Annotated in this window: 24 protein-coding genes and 1 pseudogene; 17 read left to right on the top strand and 8 right to left on the bottom strand. The window is 38.3% G+C overall.

Annotated elements, in window-relative coordinates; genetic code table 11:
- Positions 1 to 115 precede the first annotated feature (115 nt).
- The 4 genes from C7B62_RS01220 to C7B62_RS01205 all read right to left on the bottom strand — a co-directional run bounded on the left by C7B62_RS01220 (position 116) and on the right by C7B62_RS01205 (position 2,477).
- Complete coding sequence (locus C7B62_RS01220) at positions 116 to 664, bottom strand: GNAT family N-acetyltransferase (RefSeq protein WP_106232778.1); 549 nt, start codon at positions 662 to 664, stop codon at positions 116 to 118.
- Positions 665 to 694: 30 nt separating this feature from the next.
- On the bottom strand, positions 695 to 1,795 hold the full coding sequence (locus C7B62_RS01215) for a sensor histidine kinase KdpD (protein WP_106232777.1): 1,101 nt from the start codon (positions 1,793 to 1,795) through the stop codon (positions 695 to 697).
- A 71-nt stretch (positions 1,796 to 1,866) separates the two neighbouring features.
- Positions 1,867 to 2,259 carry a type II toxin-antitoxin system death-on-curing family toxin gene (locus tag C7B62_RS01210; protein ID WP_106232776.1) on the bottom strand — a complete coding sequence of 131 codons (393 nt, stop codon included), beginning with the start codon at positions 2,257 to 2,259 and terminating at the stop codon, positions 1,867 to 1,869.
- Positions 2,256 to 2,477 carry an AbrB/MazE/SpoVT family DNA-binding domain-containing protein gene (locus C7B62_RS01205; RefSeq protein WP_106232775.1) on the bottom strand — a complete coding sequence of 74 codons (222 nt, stop codon included), beginning with the start codon at positions 2,475 to 2,477 and terminating at the stop codon, positions 2,256 to 2,258. Before C7B62_RS01205 ends, C7B62_RS01210 begins: the two co-directional genes overlap by 4 nt.
- A gap of 151 nt (positions 2,478 to 2,628) precedes the next feature.
- Here C7B62_RS01205 and C7B62_RS01200 point away from each other — a divergent pair, with 151 nt between their 5' ends.
- From C7B62_RS01200 to C7B62_RS01140, 13 genes and pseudogenes are all read left to right on the top strand, one after another.
- Positions 2,629 to 2,898, top strand: a complete 270-nt coding sequence (locus C7B62_RS01200) for a type II toxin-antitoxin system ParD family antitoxin (RefSeq protein WP_106232774.1) — start codon at positions 2,629 to 2,631, stop codon at positions 2,896 to 2,898.
- Entirely contained in the window at positions 2,898 to 3,221 is a 324-nt protein-coding gene (locus C7B62_RS01195) for a type II toxin-antitoxin system RelE/ParE family toxin (protein ID WP_106232773.1), read from the top strand. The genes C7B62_RS01200 and C7B62_RS01195 overlap by 1 nt, the downstream gene beginning before the upstream one ends.
- A gap of 263 nt (positions 3,222 to 3,484) precedes the next feature.
- On the top strand, positions 3,485 to 5,170 hold the full coding sequence (kdpA, locus tag C7B62_RS01190) for a potassium-transporting ATPase subunit KdpA (protein ID WP_106232772.1): 1,686 nt from the start codon (positions 3,485 to 3,487) through the stop codon (positions 5,168 to 5,170).
- A 30-nt stretch (positions 5,171 to 5,200) separates the two neighbouring features.
- Positions 5,201 to 5,456 (top strand): annotated as a pseudogene (locus tag C7B62_RS01185) (UPF0175 family protein).
- A 38-nt stretch (positions 5,457 to 5,494) separates the two neighbouring features.
- Positions 5,495 to 7,582, top strand: a complete 2,088-nt coding sequence (kdpB, locus tag C7B62_RS01180) for a potassium-transporting ATPase subunit KdpB (protein WP_106232771.1) — start codon at positions 5,495 to 5,497, stop codon at positions 7,580 to 7,582.
- Between the two features lie 93 nt (positions 7,583 to 7,675).
- Positions 7,676 to 7,903, top strand: a complete 228-nt coding sequence (locus C7B62_RS01175) for a potassium-transporting ATPase subunit F (protein ID WP_199194015.1) — start codon at positions 7,676 to 7,678, stop codon at positions 7,901 to 7,903.
- Between the two features lie 61 nt (positions 7,904 to 7,964).
- Complete coding sequence (kdpC, locus tag C7B62_RS01170; protein WP_199194014.1) at positions 7,965 to 8,552, top strand: K(+)-transporting ATPase subunit C; 588 nt, start codon at positions 7,965 to 7,967, stop codon at positions 8,550 to 8,552.
- Between the two features lie 49 nt (positions 8,553 to 8,601).
- Positions 8,602 to 9,237 carry a Vat family streptogramin A O-acetyltransferase gene (locus C7B62_RS01165; protein ID WP_370303712.1) on the top strand — a complete coding sequence of 212 codons (636 nt, stop codon included), beginning with the start codon at positions 8,602 to 8,604 and terminating at the stop codon, positions 9,235 to 9,237.
- A 241-nt stretch (positions 9,238 to 9,478) separates the two neighbouring features.
- Positions 9,479 to 9,739 (top strand): hypothetical protein, encoded by a 261-nt coding sequence (locus C7B62_RS01160; protein ID WP_106232768.1) that lies wholly within the window; start codon positions 9,479 to 9,481, stop codon positions 9,737 to 9,739.
- 511 nt (positions 9,740 to 10,250) lie between these two features.
- A complete protein-coding gene (locus C7B62_RS01155; protein ID WP_106232767.1) occupies positions 10,251 to 10,451 on the top strand; it encodes a hypothetical protein in 201 nt (66 codons plus the stop codon).
- Positions 10,451 to 10,702: a hypothetical protein gene (locus C7B62_RS01150; protein ID WP_106232766.1), complete on the top strand. Its 252-nt coding sequence runs from the start codon at positions 10,451 to 10,453 to the stop codon at positions 10,700 to 10,702. The genes C7B62_RS01155 and C7B62_RS01150 overlap by 1 nt, the downstream gene beginning before the upstream one ends.
- A 198-nt stretch (positions 10,703 to 10,900) precedes the next feature.
- Positions 10,901 to 12,028 (top strand): histidine kinase, encoded by a 1,128-nt coding sequence (locus tag C7B62_RS01145; protein WP_106232765.1) that lies wholly within the window; start codon positions 10,901 to 10,903, stop codon positions 12,026 to 12,028.
- Between the two features lie 107 nt (positions 12,029 to 12,135).
- Entirely contained in the window at positions 12,136 to 12,591 is a 456-nt protein-coding gene (locus C7B62_RS01140) for a GatB/YqeY domain-containing protein (RefSeq protein ID WP_106232764.1), read from the top strand.
- A 56-nt stretch (positions 12,592 to 12,647) separates the two neighbouring features.
- On the opposite strand, the gene C7B62_RS01135 is transcribed toward C7B62_RS01140, so the two are convergent.
- Positions 12,648 to 12,860, bottom strand: coding sequence for an RNA-binding protein hfq (locus C7B62_RS01135; protein WP_106232763.1), 213 nt, complete (start codon positions 12,858 to 12,860; stop codon positions 12,648 to 12,650).
- A 36-nt stretch (positions 12,861 to 12,896) separates the two neighbouring features.
- Here C7B62_RS01135 and dapF point away from each other — a divergent pair, with 36 nt between their 5' ends.
- The 3 genes from dapF to C7B62_RS01120 all read left to right on the top strand — a co-directional run bounded on the left by dapF (position 12,897) and on the right by C7B62_RS01120 (position 17,120).
- Positions 12,897 to 13,742, top strand: coding sequence for a diaminopimelate epimerase (dapF, locus tag C7B62_RS01130; RefSeq protein ID WP_106232762.1), 846 nt, complete (start codon positions 12,897 to 12,899; stop codon positions 13,740 to 13,742).
- Between the two features lie 823 nt (positions 13,743 to 14,565).
- Positions 14,566 to 16,254, top strand: a complete 1,689-nt coding sequence (locus tag C7B62_RS01125) for a metallophosphoesterase family protein (RefSeq protein WP_233219750.1) — start codon at positions 14,566 to 14,568, stop codon at positions 16,252 to 16,254.
- Positions 16,255 to 16,433: 179 nt separating this feature from the next.
- A complete protein-coding gene (locus C7B62_RS01120; protein ID WP_106232760.1) occupies positions 16,434 to 17,120 on the top strand; it encodes an HpsJ family protein in 687 nt (228 codons plus the stop codon).
- A gap of 63 nt (positions 17,121 to 17,183) precedes the next feature.
- Here C7B62_RS01120 and glmU read toward each other — a convergent pair whose 3' ends face one another.
- The 3 genes from glmU to C7B62_RS01105 form a co-directional block, all read right to left on the bottom strand.
- Entirely contained in the window at positions 17,184 to 18,536 is a 1,353-nt protein-coding gene (gene glmU / locus C7B62_RS01115) for a bifunctional UDP-N-acetylglucosamine diphosphorylase/glucosamine-1-phosphate N-acetyltransferase GlmU (RefSeq protein ID WP_106232759.1), read from the bottom strand.
- Positions 18,537 to 18,606: 70 nt separating this feature from the next.
- On the bottom strand, positions 18,607 to 18,984 hold the full coding sequence (locus C7B62_RS01110; protein ID WP_146132033.1) for a hypothetical protein: 378 nt from the start codon (positions 18,982 to 18,984) through the stop codon (positions 18,607 to 18,609).
- Between the two features lie 141 nt (positions 18,985 to 19,125).
- Positions 19,126 to 19,419, bottom strand: coding sequence for an RNA-binding protein (locus tag C7B62_RS01105; RefSeq protein ID WP_106232757.1), 294 nt, complete (start codon positions 19,417 to 19,419; stop codon positions 19,126 to 19,128).
- A 577-nt stretch (positions 19,420 to 19,996) separates the two neighbouring features.
- Between C7B62_RS01105 and C7B62_RS01100 the strand changes: the two genes are divergently transcribed.
- On the top strand, positions 19,997 to 20,209 hold the full coding sequence (locus C7B62_RS01100; protein WP_106232756.1) for a hypothetical protein: 213 nt from the start codon (positions 19,997 to 19,999) through the stop codon (positions 20,207 to 20,209).

Genomic DNA, 20,209 nt, shown 5'->3' with positions numbered 1-20,209 from the left:
GACCACAGTTATTAGAATGATTAGAAAAGGCTTAAAGCTTATGGCTTAGAGCTGCGAGTTAATTAATTAAGAGCGTAGTCTATTCAATTGGAAACGGCTGTAAATCGAATCGAGTTTAATCGCTATTTTTTCCCACGATTGCTTTTCTGAGCTGCCATTCGGTTTGACTCCATCCTCGCGCTAGCATCCAATCTGAACTAGAATGCTTGCCAATTGGGATAAATCCATAACGCTGCGCTAAACGTGCCACACGTATATTTGCACTGACAGTAACACCTCGAATCTCTTGTAAATTTAATTCTCTAAAACCAAACTCAATCAAAGCTTGACCGACTTCAATCGCATAGGCATAACGACTCCAAAACTGAGGAGCTAATTCGATCCCCATTTCTGCTACAGTTGAATTGTAATTCTCAAGGCGCAAACCACAACAACCGATTAACTCTGAAGTTCGATGGCTTGCGATCGCCAGTTGATAGTTGTGGCGGGGACGTTCGAGCGACCACTGGTGAAACAAAATTAGAAGTTCCCGTGTATAGCTAGTTGTCAATTCTTCTGGCGCACAGAATTCAGCGTATCGCGGATCGGCACGATATGCGAAAAACGAAGGTTCATCTTCTTGAATAAAGTCTCGTAAAAGAAATCTTTTGGTTACAATTTCCAATAATTAACAACTCCGCATTTAGAAACATACTTACTCAGAAATAGCTGGTAAACGAAAACCAAACACTGCACCTTGAGGTAAGCGATTTTCTGCCCAAATTGTACCGCTATGAGCATTAATAATTTGTCTAGCTAGATATAATCCTAAACCCGAACCAGTAGAAGCACGCGTGGAAAAACTATCTTTTTCATTTCCTCCTTGGTAAAAACGTTCAAATAGATGAGGTAATTCGATTGTATTAATGCCTCTGCCACTATCAAGAATTTTAACTAAATGAAATTTACCATCGCTAGCTAATTGCACTTCAACTTTGCCATTACGAGGTGAGTGATTGATCCCATTAATAATTAAGTTATTAAAAACTCGTTGTAATTGTAATGGATCTCCGTTAACCATAAAACGAGAACGAAAATTAGACTCGCCATGAGTTAAAACAAGATAAACTTGACGGGCTGTAGCTAGATTAGTAAGGTTAGTAATTATTTGAGATGCGATCGCACTTAAATCTATAGTTTCACGTTTGAGTTGAATTCCTTCGGTATCGTTACGATAGACATCGAGTAATGTCTGTACTAATTCTAGACTAGAGCGATGGGAATTACTCATCATGGTCAAAACTTTGGCTTGGGTAGAGGTAATTTCGCCAAATTGTTTATTTTGAAAAGCTTTAATAGTTTCAATTGCTCCTAATAATGGAGTTTTAAGATCGTGAGTTAAAGTAGAAACAAAATCTTCTCGTAATATAGCTAGTTGTTCTTGAGTACGTAATTGCGCTTGAGAACGAGCAACTGCTTCTTCATAGTGGCGATTGCGAATACTTAACCAACCTGTTACTGCTAATGCCATTACTGCAATTAATCTATTAGCGATTGTTGCAAGAGTATGGGGTTCAAAGTTGGGGAAAAATAAGTTAAAAATAGTCAAAGCGATCGCTGCCCAAGTAATCCGCCAAATAGTTTTTGTTTTTAAACCATAATTAGCCAGCAAAATAGTACCCGTATACAAATAACCAAAGACATACTCTGGTGGGGTACTATATTCCAATAAAATCACGATCGCAAAGGTAACAATAATTAACCAAACAATGCGATCAAGACGACTAGTAAATTTTAAATACTTATTTTCTTTCACAGTTTTAATAGTAGGCGATCGCAGTTTTACTTTGCTCCATCGCTTTATTATGTATAGTCAAAGTCGATCTTCTAGTTTTTTATGTTCACAGATTTTTGCTCAATCCATCTAGCTAAATCAGCTTCATTTATTTGATTACTAGCTAGGCGTATCCAAATTTCATATTTTTCTTTGGCTGAAGTTTGAAGATCGTAACCATTAAGTTTAAGAAAAGTTCGCATCACGACATAAGAAGTTCTCTTATTTCCATCTATGAAAGGATGATTATTTGTAATTCCGTATCCATACGTTGCTGCTAAGTCGAAAACAGTGGAATTGCCATAATTAAGTAGATTTCGCGGTCTAAATAATGCCGACTCTAATAACCCTCTATCTCTAATTCCATCACTTCCCCCATGTTCTGCTAATTGACGAAGATGAATGGCAATTACAACCTCTTCTTCAACCCAAATTGGTGCGCTCATTCCGCTAGTTTTCTTAACACATCACGATCTTCGCGCATAATAGATTCCGCTATTTCCATCTGCGTAGCAAAATCTTGATCGTAAGGACTAAGTTCAACCCCTCTGGATGTTTCAGTAACGTAAAGAGTGTCACCTTTGCTAATGCGTAATTTTTCAAGAAGTTTCTTGGGCAATATTACCCCAGTTGAATTACCAATTGTGGTCACTTTTAATTTCATCGTTTTAACCAAAATCTGGTTTGTTATAACAAATTATATAACATTGTTTCAAACCAGAGCCAATCGAGAATTTAATCACCAAAGCGATCGCTCTATTCAAAAATGGCAAAAAATGTCATAATCTGTCATGTAGGGTTAAAACTATCTAACCATGAAAAGTATTAATATTTCTCTACCAGAAGAGATGCGAATATATATAGAGGAACAAGTAGCTAGTGGGGGCTATAGTACCACCAGTGAATATATTCGCCAATTAATTCGTCAAGATCGCCAACAAAAAGCAGAAAAGCAACTAGAACAATTATTATTAGAGGGTTTAAATTCTGGTGAAGCTACCCCCATGACAGCAAAAGATTGGGCAGAAATTCGTCAGGCAGTGACAGATAAAATTGCAGCGCGGAAAAACAATCCTGTGGGTTAATGAGAATTCTTAAAAGACCCCAAGTTATCAAGGATTTGATTGAATTAGCAACATATTTAGCTGAAGATAACTTAGATGTTTCAGAACGTTTTTTATTTGCAGCAGAAAAGACTTTTCAGAAGTTATCACAATTTCCCCAGAGAGGAAAACTATCAAATTTGACTCATCCTCAACTAAGAGATGTCAGACAACAAGCTATTGAAGGATTTAGAAAACATATTATTTTTTATCGCCTTACTGATTCTGAAGTTGAGATCGTTCGAGTCATTCATGGTAAAAGGGATATTGAGGCAATACTAAAACAAGACTTAGAAGAAGATTAAATGTTGCTTGCGATCGCTTTATCCAATATTGTCACAAATTACAGTAAAGCTAGAATTTTATCTATTTTTATTTTATTAATAGTAATTGAATTTTTTATTTAACCATATATATATCTTCTATACCTGCAAATATATACATCCATATTTAAGCATAGCAATTAATAAATTAAATAAAAAGTATAACAATTGATATATTGTTAGTTAATAATAGTTTTGAAATAATAAATTAGTTAAAACTAAAGTATTTTTTTTACTTCTCTAAAATGATTCAAGGTTTTATTCAAATAGCTTTAACGTTATTAATTGTAGTTTTGATTGTCCCGTGGTTTGGCAGTTATATGGCTCGTGTTTTTTTAGCTCAAAAAACTCTTTTAGAGCCGATCGCGCAACCAATTGAAAAATTAATCTATGTAGTTGGTGGTATTAATTATCAAAAAAGTATGACTGGTTGGCAATATGCCCGAAGCGTATTGGTTAGTAACTTAGTCATGTTAGTATTTGTGTTTTCTCTGCTAATTTTCCAGGGTATTTTACCTTTAAACCCGACAGAATTAACTGCACCTAGTTGGGATTTAGCATTACATACGGCGGTTTCTTTTGTGACTAATACCAATCAACAACATTATTCAGGAGAAACTACTTATTCCTACGCTTCTCAAATGTTTGCCTTGGGATTTATGATGTTTACCTCGGCAGCTACGGGAATTGCTGTAGCGATCGCTTTTATTCGCGGTTTAACAGGCAATCCTTTGGGTAATTTTTATGTGGATTTAACTAAATCAATTACACGTATTTTATTGCCGATTTCAATAGTAGGCGGAATTGTTTTATTAATCTTAGGTGTACCCGAAAGTTTAGCTCCACCAGCAGTTGCGAATACTTTAGAAGGTGCAACTCAATATATTGCTAGAGGCCCTGTTGCTCATTTTGAAATTATTAAACAATTAGGAGAAAATGGCGGTGGTTTCTTTGGCATTAATTCTGCCCATCCTTTTGAGAATCCTAATGGTTTTTCTAACTTAATTGAAACCTTAGCAATGGTAATTATTCCTACTTCTTTAATTTATACCTACGGAGTAATAGCAGGAAATAAAAAGCAAGGTTGGCTAATATTTGGGATGGTGTTGATTATTTATGTAATTTTAATTGCGATCGCAGCAGTCGGAGAATATAACGGCAACCCAATTGTTAATAATCTTCTTAGTACAAATGCAAACAATTTAGAAGGGAAAGAAGTTCGTTTTGGCTGGGCGCAAACTGCGTTATGGGCAGTTACTACTACAGGAACTATGTGTGGGGCGGTTAATGGAATGCACGACTCTTTAATGCCAAATGGTGGATTTGCCACGTTGTTTAATATGTTTCTGCAGATAGTTTGGGGTGGACAAGGTACGGGGACAGCTTACTTATTTGTGTTCTTAATTTTAACTGTATTCCTAACCGGTTTGATGGTAGGAAGAACCCCAGAATTTTTAGGGAGAAAAATCGAAAAACAAGAAATAGTTTTAGCTAGTGTAATTTTATTAGTTCATCCTATTGCTGTTTTGATTCCCAGTGCGATTACTTTAGCTTATCCCGATGCTTTATCTGGTATTAGTAACCCTGGTTTTCATGGCATTTCCCAAGTTGTTTATGAATACACTTCCGCAGCAGCTAATAACGGTTCGGGTTTTGAAGGTTTAGGGGATGCAACTGTTTGGTGGAATCTTACCGCAGCAGCAGCAATGATTATTGGACGCTATCTTCCCATTATTGCCTTACTTTTACTCGCTGATAACATGACTCGCAAACAACCAGTACCCGAAACTACTGGAACATTGCGTACCGATACAACTTTATTTACTGGAGTTACCGCTGGAGTAATTCTAATTCTCGGCGCACTTACCTTTTTCCCTGTCTTGGCATTAGGTACGATCGCCGAAGCTTTTCAAATAGCTCAAAATATATAAGATAAGGTCAGAAATTAAAGAAAAAACACAATGTCTCTGCAATTAACTATTGATTATCCTGAAAACTTTCGCATCGGCGATCGGTAAAACTAGAGAACAATTTGAACAAGAAGCAAAATGGGCGATGGCAATCAAACTTTTTGAACTCAAACAACTTTCTTCTGAAATGGCGGCTGTTTTAATTGGTATTAATCAAGTCACTTTTCTGCATAAGTTAAATGACTATGGAGTCTCGATGATTGATCTTAATGAAGATGAATTATTATCAGACTTAAATAATACTTAAAACGACTCAAATTGTTATTAATACTTTTCCTTAAAATTATGACCACTAACAATCACCCAATCGCAGAAAAAAGCAAACGCTATCAACAAAATAAACAAAGAAAAGTCAATACTAAAGGACTTTACCAACGCGCTTTTAAAGATGCCTTTGTTAAACTCAACCCCAAAGTGATGTTGAAAAATCCTGTCATGTTTGTGGTTTGGCTGGGTACGATTATTACTGCTTTACTAACTATTAATCCCGATCTTTTTGGTGCTACTCCAGGAGAAAATCAACTCTTTTTTAATGGTTTAGTTACGATTATTCTCTTTCTTACCATTCTCTTTGCCAACTTTGCCGAAGCTGTAGCCGAAGGAAGAGGGAAAGCCCAAGCCGATTCCTTACGTTCTACAAAATCCGATACTACCGCCAGAAAAGTTTTGCCCAGTGGTGAAATTGAAGAAGTTAGTTCTACCAGTCTGCATAAAGGAGATATCATTCAAGTGATTTCGGGAGATATTATTCCTGCTGATGGAGAAGTAATTGAGGGGGTTGCTTCTGTTGACGAATCGGCAATAACTGGAGAATCTGCACCAGTACTTAAAGAACCAGGTTCGGATATGGCAAGTTCGGTTACGGGAGGTACTAAAATTATTTCTGATGAGTTAAAGATTCGAGTATCTTCTGATCCTGGTAAAGGCTTTTTAGACAGAATGATTGCCCTGGTAGAAGGCGCAGAAAGAAGTAAAACTCCGAATGAAATTGCTTTAACTGTATTACTTGCAGTTCTCACCGAAGTATTTTTAATCGTCGTCGCAACTATTCCCCCTATCGCTAATTATGCTGGTTCTCCTGTCGGAGTAGTAACCTTAATTTCTCTATTGGTGGCATTAATTCCCACTACAATTGGCGGTTTACTGAGTGCCATTGGGATTGCAGGTATGGATCGAGTGGCACAGTTTAATGTTATCGCTACTTCAGGAAGGGCGGTAGAAGCTTGTGGTGATGTCAATACTTTAGTCTTGGATAAAACAGGAACAATTACTTTAGGCAATCGTTTAGCTGAACAGTTTATTCCTGTCAACGGGCATAACGAAAAGGAATTAGCCCAAGTTGCCCTGGCTGCTAGTTTATTTGACAACACTCCCGAAGGCAAATCAATTGTCAAACTCGCAGAGAAATTAGGGGCGAAAATTGATTTTGAACCCAATTCCGCAGAAGGTATTGAATTTTCCGCAAAAACTCGCATGAGTGGTACAGATCTACCCAATGGCAAAGAAGTAAGAAAAGGCGCAATTAGTGCTATTAAAGGTTTTGTCCGTTCTCGCGGTGGCGAAGTTAGTTCTGATTTAGATGATGCTTACGAAAGGGTATCTCGTCTTGGGGGTACGCCTTTGGGTGTGGCATTAGATGGAGATATGTATGGGGTAATTTATCTCAAAGATATTATCAAACCAGGGATGCGCGAACGTTTCGATCAATTGCGTCGCATGGGAGTTAAAAGTGTCATGTTAACTGGCGATAACCGCATTACCGCTTCAGTAATTGCCCAAGAAGCAGGAGTCGATGACTTTATCGCTGAAGCTACCCCCGAAGACAAAATTTCCGTAATTCAAAATGAACAGCAAAAAGGCAAGTTAGTTGCCATGACAGGGGATGGTACAAATGACGCGCCAGCTTTAGCCCAAGCTAATGTCGGTTTGGCAATGAATACAGGTACACAAGCAGCGAAAGAAGCAGCCAACATGGTTGATTTAGATTCCGATCCCACTAAGTTAATCGATTTAGTTACTATTGGTAAGCAATTATTAATTACCCGTGGTGCGTTAACTACTTTTTCTTTGGCTAACGATATTGCTAAATACTTTGCTATTATCCCTGCAATGTTTGCAGCAGCAGGAATTGGTAGTCTCAATGTTATGAGTTTAGCAAGTTCTCAGTCGGCAGTTTTATCAGCTTTAATTTACAACGCTTTGATTATTCCTGCCTTAATTCCTTTAGCTTTGAAGGGAGTAGAATTTAGACCTTTGAGTGCTAATAAATTATTAACTAGAAATATTTTGCTTTATGGTTTAGGTGGTATTATTGCGCCGTTTGTTGGCATTAAAATTATCGATTTAATTATTACTAAAATTGGTTTGAGTTAGGTAGTAGGTAGTAGGTAATAAGTTTTTTTCTTCGTTATTGAGGTCAAGATTATGAAATTAGATAAATCAAATAAATTTTCACTCAATCAAAATATGATCGAAACAATCCAAAATATTGGCGATCGTTTTCTCAAAAATCCTTTAGCGATAGTCTTATTCTTAACTATTAGTTTGAATTTGATTATTGCTCCTGTAGTAATGGCTGCTTCTGGTGCAGAAATAACTCGTAATACCGCTTACGCGATCGGTATTTTATATTGCGTAACTTTGGCGTTATCTGTCTATCTTTTTACGGTTATTTTCCAACCTGAACGATTTTAGAACGCAAGTTTTAGGTCGCAAGCCTTACGCCCATACATATTTTATTTTTGACTTTTTAATCATGTCTATACTTCGAGAAACAATTACAGGAATTCGTACCACTTTTATCTTGTGGCTATTAACGGCTTTAATTTATCCTTCTCTATTAATTGCGCTCGGGCAATTTATCTTTCCCAATCAGGCAAATGGAAGTTTAATTACTAATGCCCAAGGTGATATTATCGGTTCGGCTTTAATAGGACAAAATTTCACAAGCGATCGCTACTTTTTTAGCCGTCCTAGTACTACTAATTACAGCACAGGTGATGATGCTAAACTAACTGGGGTTAGTGGTGCAAGTAATTTAGCCCCAAGTAATCCCGAATTAAAAACAAGAGTTCAAGAAACTGTTACCCAACTAAAACAACAAGGAATTGAACCAACTGCCGATTTAGTTTATACTTCTGGTTCTAGCTTAGATCCTCACATTACTGCCGAAGCAGCTAGAACACAAATTCAGAGAGTAGCTCAAGCTAGAGGTTTGGATACTAATCAAGTTGAACTTTTAATGACTAAAAATACTGAAGGGAGATTTTTAAGTATCTTTGGCGAACCAGGAGTTAATGTTTTAAAGTTAAATTTGGCGTTGGATAATTTGAATAAACGTTGAAGTTAATAACTGATATTACGCACTTATTTATCTATAAAAACTGGAGACTATTTTGTACGGAGCCGATCCGAAAGATAAGCATCCAATGAAGGGATTTGAGCAAATCTGCTTCATTAAAAACACTGTGTCGAATCCCAATATCATCATTGGAGATTACACTTATTACGACGATCCAGAAGACTCGGAGGATTTTGAGCGTAACGTTTTATACCACTTTCCCTTTGTCGGCGATCGCTTAATCATTGGGAAATTTTGCGCTTTGGCGAGAGGCGTAAAGTTCATCATGAATGGTGCAAATCACAAGTTAGATGGGTTTTCGACATATCCGTTCGAGATCTTCGGCAACGGCTGGGAAAAAGTTGACCCTCAACCTGAAGAACTACCGTACAAAGGCAATACAGTAATTGGAAACGATGTGTGGATTGGCTATGAAACAGCGATCATGCCAGGGGTGCAGGTGGGAGACGGAGCGATTATTGCGGCAAAATCAGTAGTGGTAAGTGATGTTCCGTCTTATACAATTTTTGGTGGCAATCCAGCCAAGTTTATTCGTCAGCGATTTGACGATGAGGTGATTCGCTCATTACTTGAAATAGCTTGGTGGAATTGGGATATCGGCAAGATTACACGCAATTTGGAGAAGATCGTATCGACAGATATTGAGGCTCTGATAAATTGTGAGTAGAAGCACAGTAAAATAGACCCGTTATTTTGCTTTATTCAACGACTTGGCAGTTTTGATAATGAAGATATACTATCGCTTGAGCCAATGAGCGCGATCGCTTAATTAAAAGTTAAAAATGCGATCGCTCGTCAGTTTCTAGCAGTATGAAAGCAATATTAGCGATCGCGATTGAGCCATGAGAGATTGTATGTTTTAAGCTAAGCTACAGATGTATTCAAAGCTTTGTAGAAAGAAAACTAATATGTCTCTTAACGAAGTTCTACCTACTGTCAGTCAACTATCTCATCAAGACAAACTGCGACTAATTCATTTTCTCCTTCTTGCAGTTGCTGAAGAGGAAGGATGCAGCTTGGAATCTAATCAAGATAGTAATTCAAAGGATATGCTTTTGACTCAATTAGCAGAAACTGAAGCAGTTGTCTGGTCTCCTCAAGCAGATAATACAGCAGCTCAAGCATTATCAGATCTTCTAATTACAGCCAAGAAAGAAGCCAATGCTTGATGGTCAACGTTTTTCTTTTACGGAACGAACCAATAAGATTGGGCGGATAAATAAGTATCATGCCGTATTTACCATTAACTCTCACTAGCGAAAGGCGTACTATTGAAGTGATGGCATTGTTAGACTGAGATCTTGCACCTACCGCGTAATTTAACTGTGGTATTCGGGTAAAGGGGAAGGGTCAAAGGGAAAAGGGTATTAAATTGATTGTCCAGTCTCCATAATTTAGTTTTTTTGTACTGATGCAAGATCTGAGTTAGATACTGGTGCAAGCGCGTAAATGTTCTGCCTTATAATGTTGGTTAAGCGATCGCCAAGGGCGCAGCTTCGCTGACCGCAAGTCAATTTCGAGACCAATGAAAACAATATTAGCGATCGCGACTTTCGCTAATCATTTTCCTTAATCAAAAAAAGGCGATCGCTCCTGGGGCAGCGAAGCAGACCGCGAGTCAATTTTTAACTGATATTTTTTGTTAGGATGGAAAAATACTAAATCAAACCTCATTGAGTGATGTCTACAGTCAAACAGATTGAAGCAGAAATTCTGAAACTCTCTCCTCAAGAATTAAGTCAGCTTGTTGATTGGGTATTGGATTTAGATGAGCAACGCTGGGATGAGCAGATTGAGCAGGATATAGCGGTAGGAAAATTGGACTTTCTGGCTCATGAAGCTCTGGCAGAATTTGAAGCAGGCAACTGCCGAACACTTTAATGCACTATACAACCCAGCGATTTTGGAAATGCTATGATGCTTTGCCAGAAGCAGTTCAGAGAGTAGCCGACCAAAATTATGAATTGTTCAAGACAGATCCATCACATCCGTCGCTACATTTCAAAAAAGTTGGACAATACTGGTCAATTCGTGCGGGGAGAGGATACAGAGCATTAGGAGTCGAAGTCAAAAACGGTATTTTATGGGTTTGGATTGGTACTCATGCAGAATATGACAAGCTGATTGGCTAAATGTATTTACGTTGCATAATAAGCCATTAACAATTTGAAAATACCTGGTGATGAGCGATGTTCGCTTAAGCCTTGTTAGCGATCGCAATTAAGTTAATCATTTTCCTCATCAAAAAAACGCGATCGCTTAATTGAGTTAGATTTTACTTATGAACTATTTGATAAAACCAGTTTGGTTGCAATCAAACAACTTGAATCATGATTGAAGGTAATGAAATAGACGCTTCTTTGTCTTACGAATACTCTCAACGTCGCGGTAAACATCGAATCTATATTGGGATGTCCCCAGGTGTTGGCAAAACTTACCGTATGCTACTGGAAGCTAAATGTTTGTTGGCAGAAGGAATTGACGTAGTTATTGGGTTACTGGAAACTCACGGTAGAGAAGAAACCGCCGAAGTAGCAAAAGGTTTGGAATTAATTCCCCGTCAGCAAATTATACGAGGCAATAATACTTTAACGGAAATGGATACAGAGGCAATTCTTGCTCGTCAACCAAAGTTAGTATTAATCGATGAATTAGCCCATACTAATGTGCCAGGTTCGCAGCGAGAAAAACGCTATCAAGATGTAGAAGTAGTTTTAGCGGCAGGCATTGATGTTTTTTCTACGGTTAATATTCAACACCTAGAGAGTTTAAATGATTTGGTAGCTAAAATTACTGGGGTAGTAGTTAGAGAGAGGATTCCAGATCGTTTATTAGATGAAGCTGACGAAGTTGTGGTAGTTGATGTTACTCCAGAAACTCTACAAGAACGCTTGATAGAAGGAAAAATTTATAGTCCCGACAAAATCGAGCAATCTTTACAGAATTTTTTCCAGCGACATAATTTAGTTGCGCTGCGAGAATTAGCACTGCGAGAAATCGCCGATAATCTCGAAGAAATAGCCGAATCTACGACTCCTAAAGACAAATACTGTAGTATTCATGAACGGGTTTTAGTTTGTATTTCGACTCATCCTAATTCCTCTCATTTATTAAGAAGAGGATCAAGACTTGCTAGTCAAATGCGATCGCGTCTATATGTTTTATATGTTAACAATCCAGAACGCTTTTTAACTAGAGAAGAAAGTTTTTATTTGGAAACCTGCGAAAAGCTATGCGAACAATTTGGCGGTGAATTCATTCGAGTAAATAGTAATAATATTACTCAAGCGATCGCCGAAACTGCTCATAAGTATTTTATTACCCAAGTAGTATTAGGACAAACACAGCGATCGCGCTGGCAATTATTATTACGAAGCTCTCCAGTACAAGAGTTACTTAAAGTTCTTCACAATGTCGATTTACATATTATTTCAACAAATAACTTATCCTCAAATTGAGTCTTGGAAAAAAGAGCATTAGCTCTGTTTTCGATAATTAATCAGATTTCTTTTGTATTACTTGACAAGTATTTTATAATAAATGACTCATGTAAAGGAAAGGAAAGATGAGTCTTAAAGAACAGATTGGCGAAGACATCAAAACGGCAATGAAAGCCAAGGATAAGCTGCGCTTACAAACGGTGCGGGGAATTAAGAAGGCAATTTTAGAAAAAGAAGTAGAACTGCGTCCCCAGGGTCAAGACAGCCTAACTCCAGAACAGGAAATCGAATTACTTTCCCAACAGGCAAAACAACGCCGTGATTCGATTGAACAGTTTACCAATGCGGGTAGAGATGACCTAGCCAACAAAGAAAGCCAGGAATTAGCAATTATTGAAACCTACTTACCCGAACAGGTTAGCGATGAAGAAGTAGCAAAAATTATTGATCAGCTAATCGCCTCTTCTGGTGCAACCAGCATCAAAGATTTAGGAAAAGTAATGGGTCCGGCGATGAAACAGTTAAAGGGTAAAGCCGACGGGAAGAAAATCCAAGAACTAGTTAAAAGTAAGCTTGGATAATTAGTTGTCATTAAGTATAAAAGTATAAGTATTAGGTGGGCGCTGCCCACCCTGGCTCATGCTTTTGGCTTAAGATAGACCAAAGCTTGTCGCCAAACTAGAGTTTCCTGGCTGTAGTGATCCACCATACAGAGAGAATCAGCGTCTTGCCAGAGAATTTTGCCGACAACTAAATCGTCAGTGACTAGCTTTAGTTCTACTTCTTGCTTGTTTTTAATATAGTTTTGAACTTGTCTGACCCCAGGTAGTTCGGTATTAAATTCAGTCATATTTTTAGTTCTCGTATCTATAGAGGAAAAATCAAGATGGTAATCGAGTTTAGCAAATACCAAGGATTAGGCAATGATTTTATTTTGATTGATAATCGTCATGCTGCCGAACCGATCATTACTCCCGAACAAGCGATCGCCATCTGCGATCGCCATTTTGGCATTGGTGGTGACGGAGTTATTTTTGCCCTCCCAGGGAAAGCCAGCACAGACTACAGCATGAGAATTTATAATTCTGATGGTTCAGAACCAGAAATGTGTGGCAACGGCATCCGCTGTCTCGCTAAGTTTATCGCCGATCTTGAAGCAAATACCGAAGTTAATAAATCTTACCAGATTGATACCTTGGCAGGTTTAATTGTACCGAAGCTGGAAAATAACGCAGAAGTGACGGTGGATATGGGCGAACCAGAATTATCCGCGCCCAAAATACCCACAACTCTAGCGGGGATCGAAGGGAAAGTTATCGCCCAGCCACTAGAAGTTGCCGATCGCACTTGGTTGGTTACTACCGTTAGTATGGGCAATCCTCACTGTATTACTTTTGTTGAAGATAGTGTTGCGATCGCTTTAGAGCAAATTGGCCCTTTGTTTGAACATCATCCTGTTTTTCCTCAACGGACAAATACCGAGTTTATTGAGGTGGTTAAACCAGATTACATCAAGATGCGGGTTTGGGAGAGAGGAGCGGGAATTACCCTTGCCTGTGGTACTGGTGCTTGTGCTTCTGTGGTAGCAGGAGTGTTAAATAATCAATGCGATCGCCTTTGCACTGTAGAGCTTCCTGGTGGATGTCTGCAAATAAATTGGTCAGCTACGGATAATCGCGTTTACATGACGGGTCCAGCCAGTGAAGTATTTCGAGGACAATACTCACTGTAATTTTTGTTAGTCAATTTGAGGATTTTCAATTGTTCAAGCCATCGTCTCATAACCATTGAGAGATTACCTAATTAAGGGAATTTATCCTCAATTAAGATAAAAAAATCCCACGACTCAACCATAAGAGCGTGGGATCGAAAAAATACCACAAAACACACAAAATTCAATAACCTATCAGGGACTCTGAAACAGCTAAAAATACTTATCTGCCAGTAATTGCCTTAACTAGCTTGGCTATATTCCTGCTTGAATAACCTAGTAGAATTACTTCGTTTCTTACCTGCTATTATAAACACTTTTAGTTGAAAGTATCTAAATTATATCTTGGCTTTATCATATGCTTAAAAAACATGTTCAGCTAGCTTAAAAAGTGCTAACAAGTCTATTTATCAAGGGTTTAGGTAAGGTTCTTGTGGATTACTTTGCTTCAGCAGAGAGATTTGTGTTCTTGGCTAAAATCTTTATAGCATATAGCTTTTAGCAGTAATTATCGAAAATTATTTTTAGTTGGTTAATCAGATTTTAGCTGCTTGATATCATTACCTTAACTTAATAAAGGGGTAAGAGCAATTACAATTCAAACAGCTTAGAAATGCTTTGATTCTTAAGTTCTGATCTTATTTTTAGTTTAAGAAAGTAAGCAATAGTGGTTTTTACGTATTATTCTAATTCGGTAAATAGTCATCTATCAATAGACTCATTTAAGCTACAAGAATATAATGTCGTAAATAGGTTTAAGCCTTTAATTTGTTTAATGAAAATCGTTAAACTACTATCGCTGTCTATAACAATCTTTGCCCTGATCGTTATTAATTGTTTATCCATGAGTTTTGCCCAAGAACAACAGCAAGTAATCCATAAGAATACATCTTTTTTGAGCGATCCTTTGTTACAATTACCGACAAAAACAACGGTAAATGTAGTTTGGTTTACAGAATTTCAGGGCGATCGCCATCTAGTTAAATACGGTAGTCAATTAGAGCAAATCGCGATCGCCACAACGACAAAACTAAGCAGAGTACGTGAAGATCGAGACTCGCAGATTTCTAACCCTCCAGCCAAATCTCAGCGTGATATCTGGCGACACGAAGCTGTAGTTACAAATCTATCTCCTGGTGCGCGGGTGCCATATCAAGTAGTCAGTAATCAAGAAGAACAAGTATACAATAGTGATGTCTTTACCCTGGCTGGTATGCCTGCACCACAAACCCCACTCAAAATTTTGCTCACCTCAGACCATCAGGTAATGCCCATGGTTGCCGCTAACCTAGAGCAAGTTGCCAAAATTGGACGTATGGATGCCGTCTTTTTTGCTGGGGATTTAGTCAACATTCCAGATCGTGCTTCCGAGTGGTTTGACGATCGCCGAGGGGGGGCATTCTTTCCTAGTCTTCAGGGGAAAGCAAACTATCAGCTAGAACATAACGGTATTACTACTACCTATCATGGTGGCGAGATTATTCAGCACGCCCCTTTGTTTACAGCAATTGGCAATCATGAAGTGATGGGCAAAGTATCAGCCAATCGCAGTTTAAAGCAAGAATTTGCTCAACCTCAGCCTCGTCAGGTAGCAAAAGCACAACTTGAGGGGTCAAATATGAAGCGATCAAATAGTTTAACCGCAGCCGAATGGATTAAGAACAACTCGTTTAATACTGATACCTATGAAGAAATTTTTACTCTGCCTCAAAGTGACTCAGGGGGAAAGAAATACTATGCCACTACTTTTGGCGAGATTAGATTAATTTCTCTTTATGTAACTAATGTTTGGCGTAGTCCTAGCCTAGAAGCAGATGCCCAGGGTAGATATAAAGAAAGCGAAGATAGTCTTGATCGCCCGCAAGATTGGGGCTATGGACAGCATATCTTTGAAGCGATCGCCAAAGGAAGCCCTCAGTATGAATGGTTGAAGCAAGAATTATCCAGTCAGGCTTATCAGCAGGCTAAATACAAAATAGTTATGTTTCATCATCCACCTCATACTTTAGGAGGTAATATTGTTCCCCCCTATAGCGATCCTCAGCCTCAGGAATCTTACTCTGAAGATGGCAAGCTAACATCTCGCTATTATGATTACCCCCTCCAAGATGACTATATTATCCGCGATCTAATTCCGTTATTAGAATCAGCGGGAGTCGGGCTAGTTTATTATGGACATTCCCATCTTTGGAATCGGTTTCAAAGCGCTTCAGGAATGCACTTTCTCGAATCTTCAAACGTGGGTAATAGTTACGGCGCTCATTTAGGAGATAATAAACGAGAAATTCCGCCCTACAGCCCCCAAAATTTTGCTCCCATAGGCAACCCTAATGGTTTACAGCCTATTGTGCCGAGTCTTGCACCTTTGAGCGATCGCCTGGGACAACCGCTACCCTATATTGCCAGTAATGAGATTACTGTCTTTAGTATTTTTGATACCGCTACGGGAAAAGTGAGCAGCTATCGTTATGATCTTCGCCAATCCGATACTCCAGCAATTATGTTTGACCAGTTTAAGCTTCAAAGTAATTAGTCTGCTGCTTTGCCGAGCTTTTGAGTACGTTTAACGAAAAAGCTGGATGGCTATCTTGCGACAGGTTAGTTATTTTAGCGCTGAAATGACGATTAAAATTGGTCGAATCTCTGCCGATCTAGACTTTACAAGATTATACTAGACAGGTTTAAATTCAACTAAAACTTTAAAATAAGTCAATGACCATTTTACAAAGTCAAGCCAGACAAGTATTTTACTCCAGTATTTGGCGTTTAGTTGGCTATGGCTTACTGTTAATAGCGATAATTAATCTATTATTTTTGCTGATTAAAGCTGAGATTACCCCTTTGTCGGAGTTGCAAACGATAATAGCAATCATGGAAAGAATTCCTGTTGCTTTGCTGGGTATGGTCTTAATTTTCTACGGGCAAAAAGGCGATCGCTCCTTTGTAGAAGCAATTATATTGAAGTTTTTATCTTGGTTTTCCTTGATCGCAGCAGTTGTTTTGATCTTAGTAATTCCTGTGAACATTAACAACGGTTGGCAGATTTATCATCAACATAACGCCACGGCTAATGGTCAGTTGGTAATGCTTAAAGATAATATTCAGCAGTTTAAGGAACAGTTGACAGCAGCTAATTCTAAAAATGAGATTTCGGCGCTTTTACAACAGCAAGCTAAACAAATAGTGAATATCCCTGAGTCGGCAAACATTGAGAAGCTAAAGACAGATCTCATCGCTAATCTACAAAATAATCAAGACAACATAAAAAATCAGGAACAACCATTTAGAGAGCAAAAACGCTCTTTGCTCTTGAAGCAATGTCTTAGATGCAATTTTGGTGCGTTAATTTCCTCTATTTTATTTTTGATGATTTGGAAAAGTACAGAATGGGCAAGATGAACAGTCCCTCTTTTTGATTCCTTGCTCATACTTTTGTAAACAAAACTACCCTGGTGAGACTCTCTACTCCTCTGGCTGATGCCAGTCAGGGATTTCTTTTTGGCGCGATCGCGCTACTACTAAAGCATTATCCTGAACGTCTTGAGTCACTACTGACCCTGCTGCTACGGTGACGTTTTCCCCCAGGGTAATAGGTGCTACCAAAACACTATTAGAGCCTGTTTTAGCTCCCTGTTTGATGGTGGTGGGATGTTTTTGCTTACCATCATAGTTAGCGGTAATTGTTCCTGCACCAATATTGACGCGATCGCCTAAAGTTGCATCCCCTAAATAAGACAAGTGCGCCATATTGCTATTTGCGCCTACAGTAGTCTTTTTAATTTCTACAAAGTTGCCCACTCGGCAGCTTTCACCCAGCTTGACCCCACCTCGCAGATGAGCATAAGGGCCAATTCTAGTATTAGCAGCTATTTCAGCATCGCTGATTACCGAATATAAAATCGTAACGTTTGCGCCAATTTGGCTATTCTCAATTAGACTACCAGGGCCAATGCGACTTCCTGTGCTAATTTTAGTAGTCCCCCGCAAATGGGTTTGTGGTTCTAAAATTACGTCTGGCTCAAGCTCAACCTGTTCATCAATAGTAATGCTGCCAGGGTCAATCATGGTTACCCCCGCCTTCATCCAGTTATCTTTAATTCTGGTTTGTAAAATATCGTAGGCAGCTGATAACTGTTGGCGATCGTTAATACCATTAGTTTCGCGATAATCTTCGGCATCAAAAGCCATGACGGGGTTGAGATAATCAACCACTTCTGTTAGATAATATTCTTGCTGATCGTTATTGGTTGATAGCTTAGGTAGAGATTCTGCTAGCTTTTGCCAGTTGAAACAGTAGATCCCAGCGTTTACACGACGATTTTGTTGTTGAGCAATGTTACAATCACGGTCTTCAATGATGTGGCTAACCAGACTATCGCTATTACAAAAAACTCGACCATATCCTTGAGGGTTAGGCAGGTTAGCCGTTAATAATGTGGCAGCATTTTGCTTGTTTTGATGAGCTTCCACCAGCTTTTGGAGAGTTTCTGGACGCAATAGGGGTGCATCACCATTTAAAACCAATAAATCTCCCTGATACCTTGCTAAAACAGACATTACTTGCTGTACTGCATGACCAGTACCTAACTGTTGGGTTTGTTCGACAAACTCGACTTCTGGGCGATGACTCAACGCCTGTTTTACCTGTTCTGCGTGATAGCCAACGATCACAATCTGCCGATCAAGATCGAGAAGGCTACAACTATCAAGTACTCTTTCAACTAGCGATCGCCCCGCTAATGTATGCAATACTTTGGGTAAATCGGACTTCATGCGAGTGCCGCGTCCTGCTGCTAAGATTGCTACCGCTACCATGCTTTTCTGAGTTTAATTACTTTGTAAATCCGATTGGAGTATAGCTTTTATGGGTGTGCTTAGGCAAAATTTAAGTAAACCGCAGATCATTTTTTAAGTGATCGATCGGGGTAGTAAATAGCGCTGCATTTGTTTCTACCTGGGGAACTACCAAGCAGATTACGATTAAACATATTAAACTAATCGTGCCTCTAATTCCTCCTTTGACGCGCCAGTTCAAATAATTGCTGGTCGAAGGATTTTTATTCAGTAGCAAAATTAAAGCGAGTCCGCAAAACAGCAAAGCCACCAAATAGGGCAATGGATTTATTAATGTGCTTAAAACTGTGATTAAAAAAACAGTGCTGAGATACCAATAACGAGGAGAGATCATTAATAAGAAATTATGGAGAAAGTTACACAGTAAGATTGTCCGTTTTACTATACTTCTACGATTTACCAGCGACATCAGAATATATCCTTAGATGATTATATGACTTGTTCACCCTGTTTTTAACATATAACAACTAAAAAAAGCGCCTTTAAAAGTCGATCTAGAAAATCTAGCCTGTCTTGAAAAAGCGCTTATAATTCAATTTAGCTAGTTAATTTAGAAACGGTTATTTCTACTGTTTCTACCACCAGCAAATGAATTAGAATTTTCGCGAGGTTTAGCTTTATTTACTCTTAGTTGACGGCTCATCCATTCTGCACCGTCTAAAGCTTCGATTGCTTTATCTTCGTTGGCTTCAGACTCCATCTCTACGAAAGCAAATCCACGGACACGCCCTGTTTCGCGGTCGGTAGGAATATGTACCCGTTTAACAGTTCCGTATTCAGTGAAAACTTCACTTAAGTCTTCTTGACTTACGTCGTAAGATAGGTTGCCGATGTAAATTGACATAATTTGAATTGTCTATGCAATGCTTGTTGTGTTTAATGAGACATGATTATTAGAAAAGAATTATCTCAATACTCTATGGAAAAAACCTTCGATACTGAATACAAACTTAATCGTTAATCTTATGATTCTCAGCATCCATACTAGCATCGTTATTTAAAACTGACAGGAGGGTAATGATAAAAATAAGCGTCGTACAATTAAACTATCCCAGCAGATATTATAATAATTGCCAAACAATATCCCTAAAGAAAAAGCGATTAAATCAAATAGGTATTTGCAGTTCTTGGACATAATCCTGACTCTATTTAGATTGTAGAATGCAAGATAGCACTGTAACTATAATAATGATTAGAATTATTCTTGGCTAATAATTGCGATCGCAAAATTCTCGTTAGCTTAATAATAAGATTTATTAAATTGATCTCGTTTCTGTTTGAACTTGTTCTCATTCCGTGAGCTTGAAGATTAAATAAGAATTTGAGATTTACTGTGGCGAGCATAAATTCAAATGATCTGGTAAGTATAAATAAAGCCTAATTTACTACGCTAGTTTTACCCATTTTAATTTTAATTATTGATGTCATCTTTATCACAACGTTTGGCTGTGTTTCGCAAGCTTCCTTTAAGAGCGCAACTAGCAACTATTACTGCAACCAAAGCAAACAGGGTTCTCAGCCAGAAACACGACTATATTGCTGGTCTAGAACAAATTCATGCTGAGTCTTTAGCATCTGCTACTGAAGCGGAAAAGTTAGTTTACCAAAAGGCAAAGGATTTGCTGGAAAGTTAA

The sequence above is a fragment of the Pleurocapsa sp. CCALA 161 genome, from assembly GCF_003003995.1.
Classification (GTDB): Bacteria; Cyanobacteriota; Cyanobacteriia; order Cyanobacteriales; family Xenococcaceae; genus Waterburya.
The sequence above is the reverse complement of the archived record's forward strand: the minus strand, read 5'-3'. Positions and strand labels throughout refer to the sequence as shown.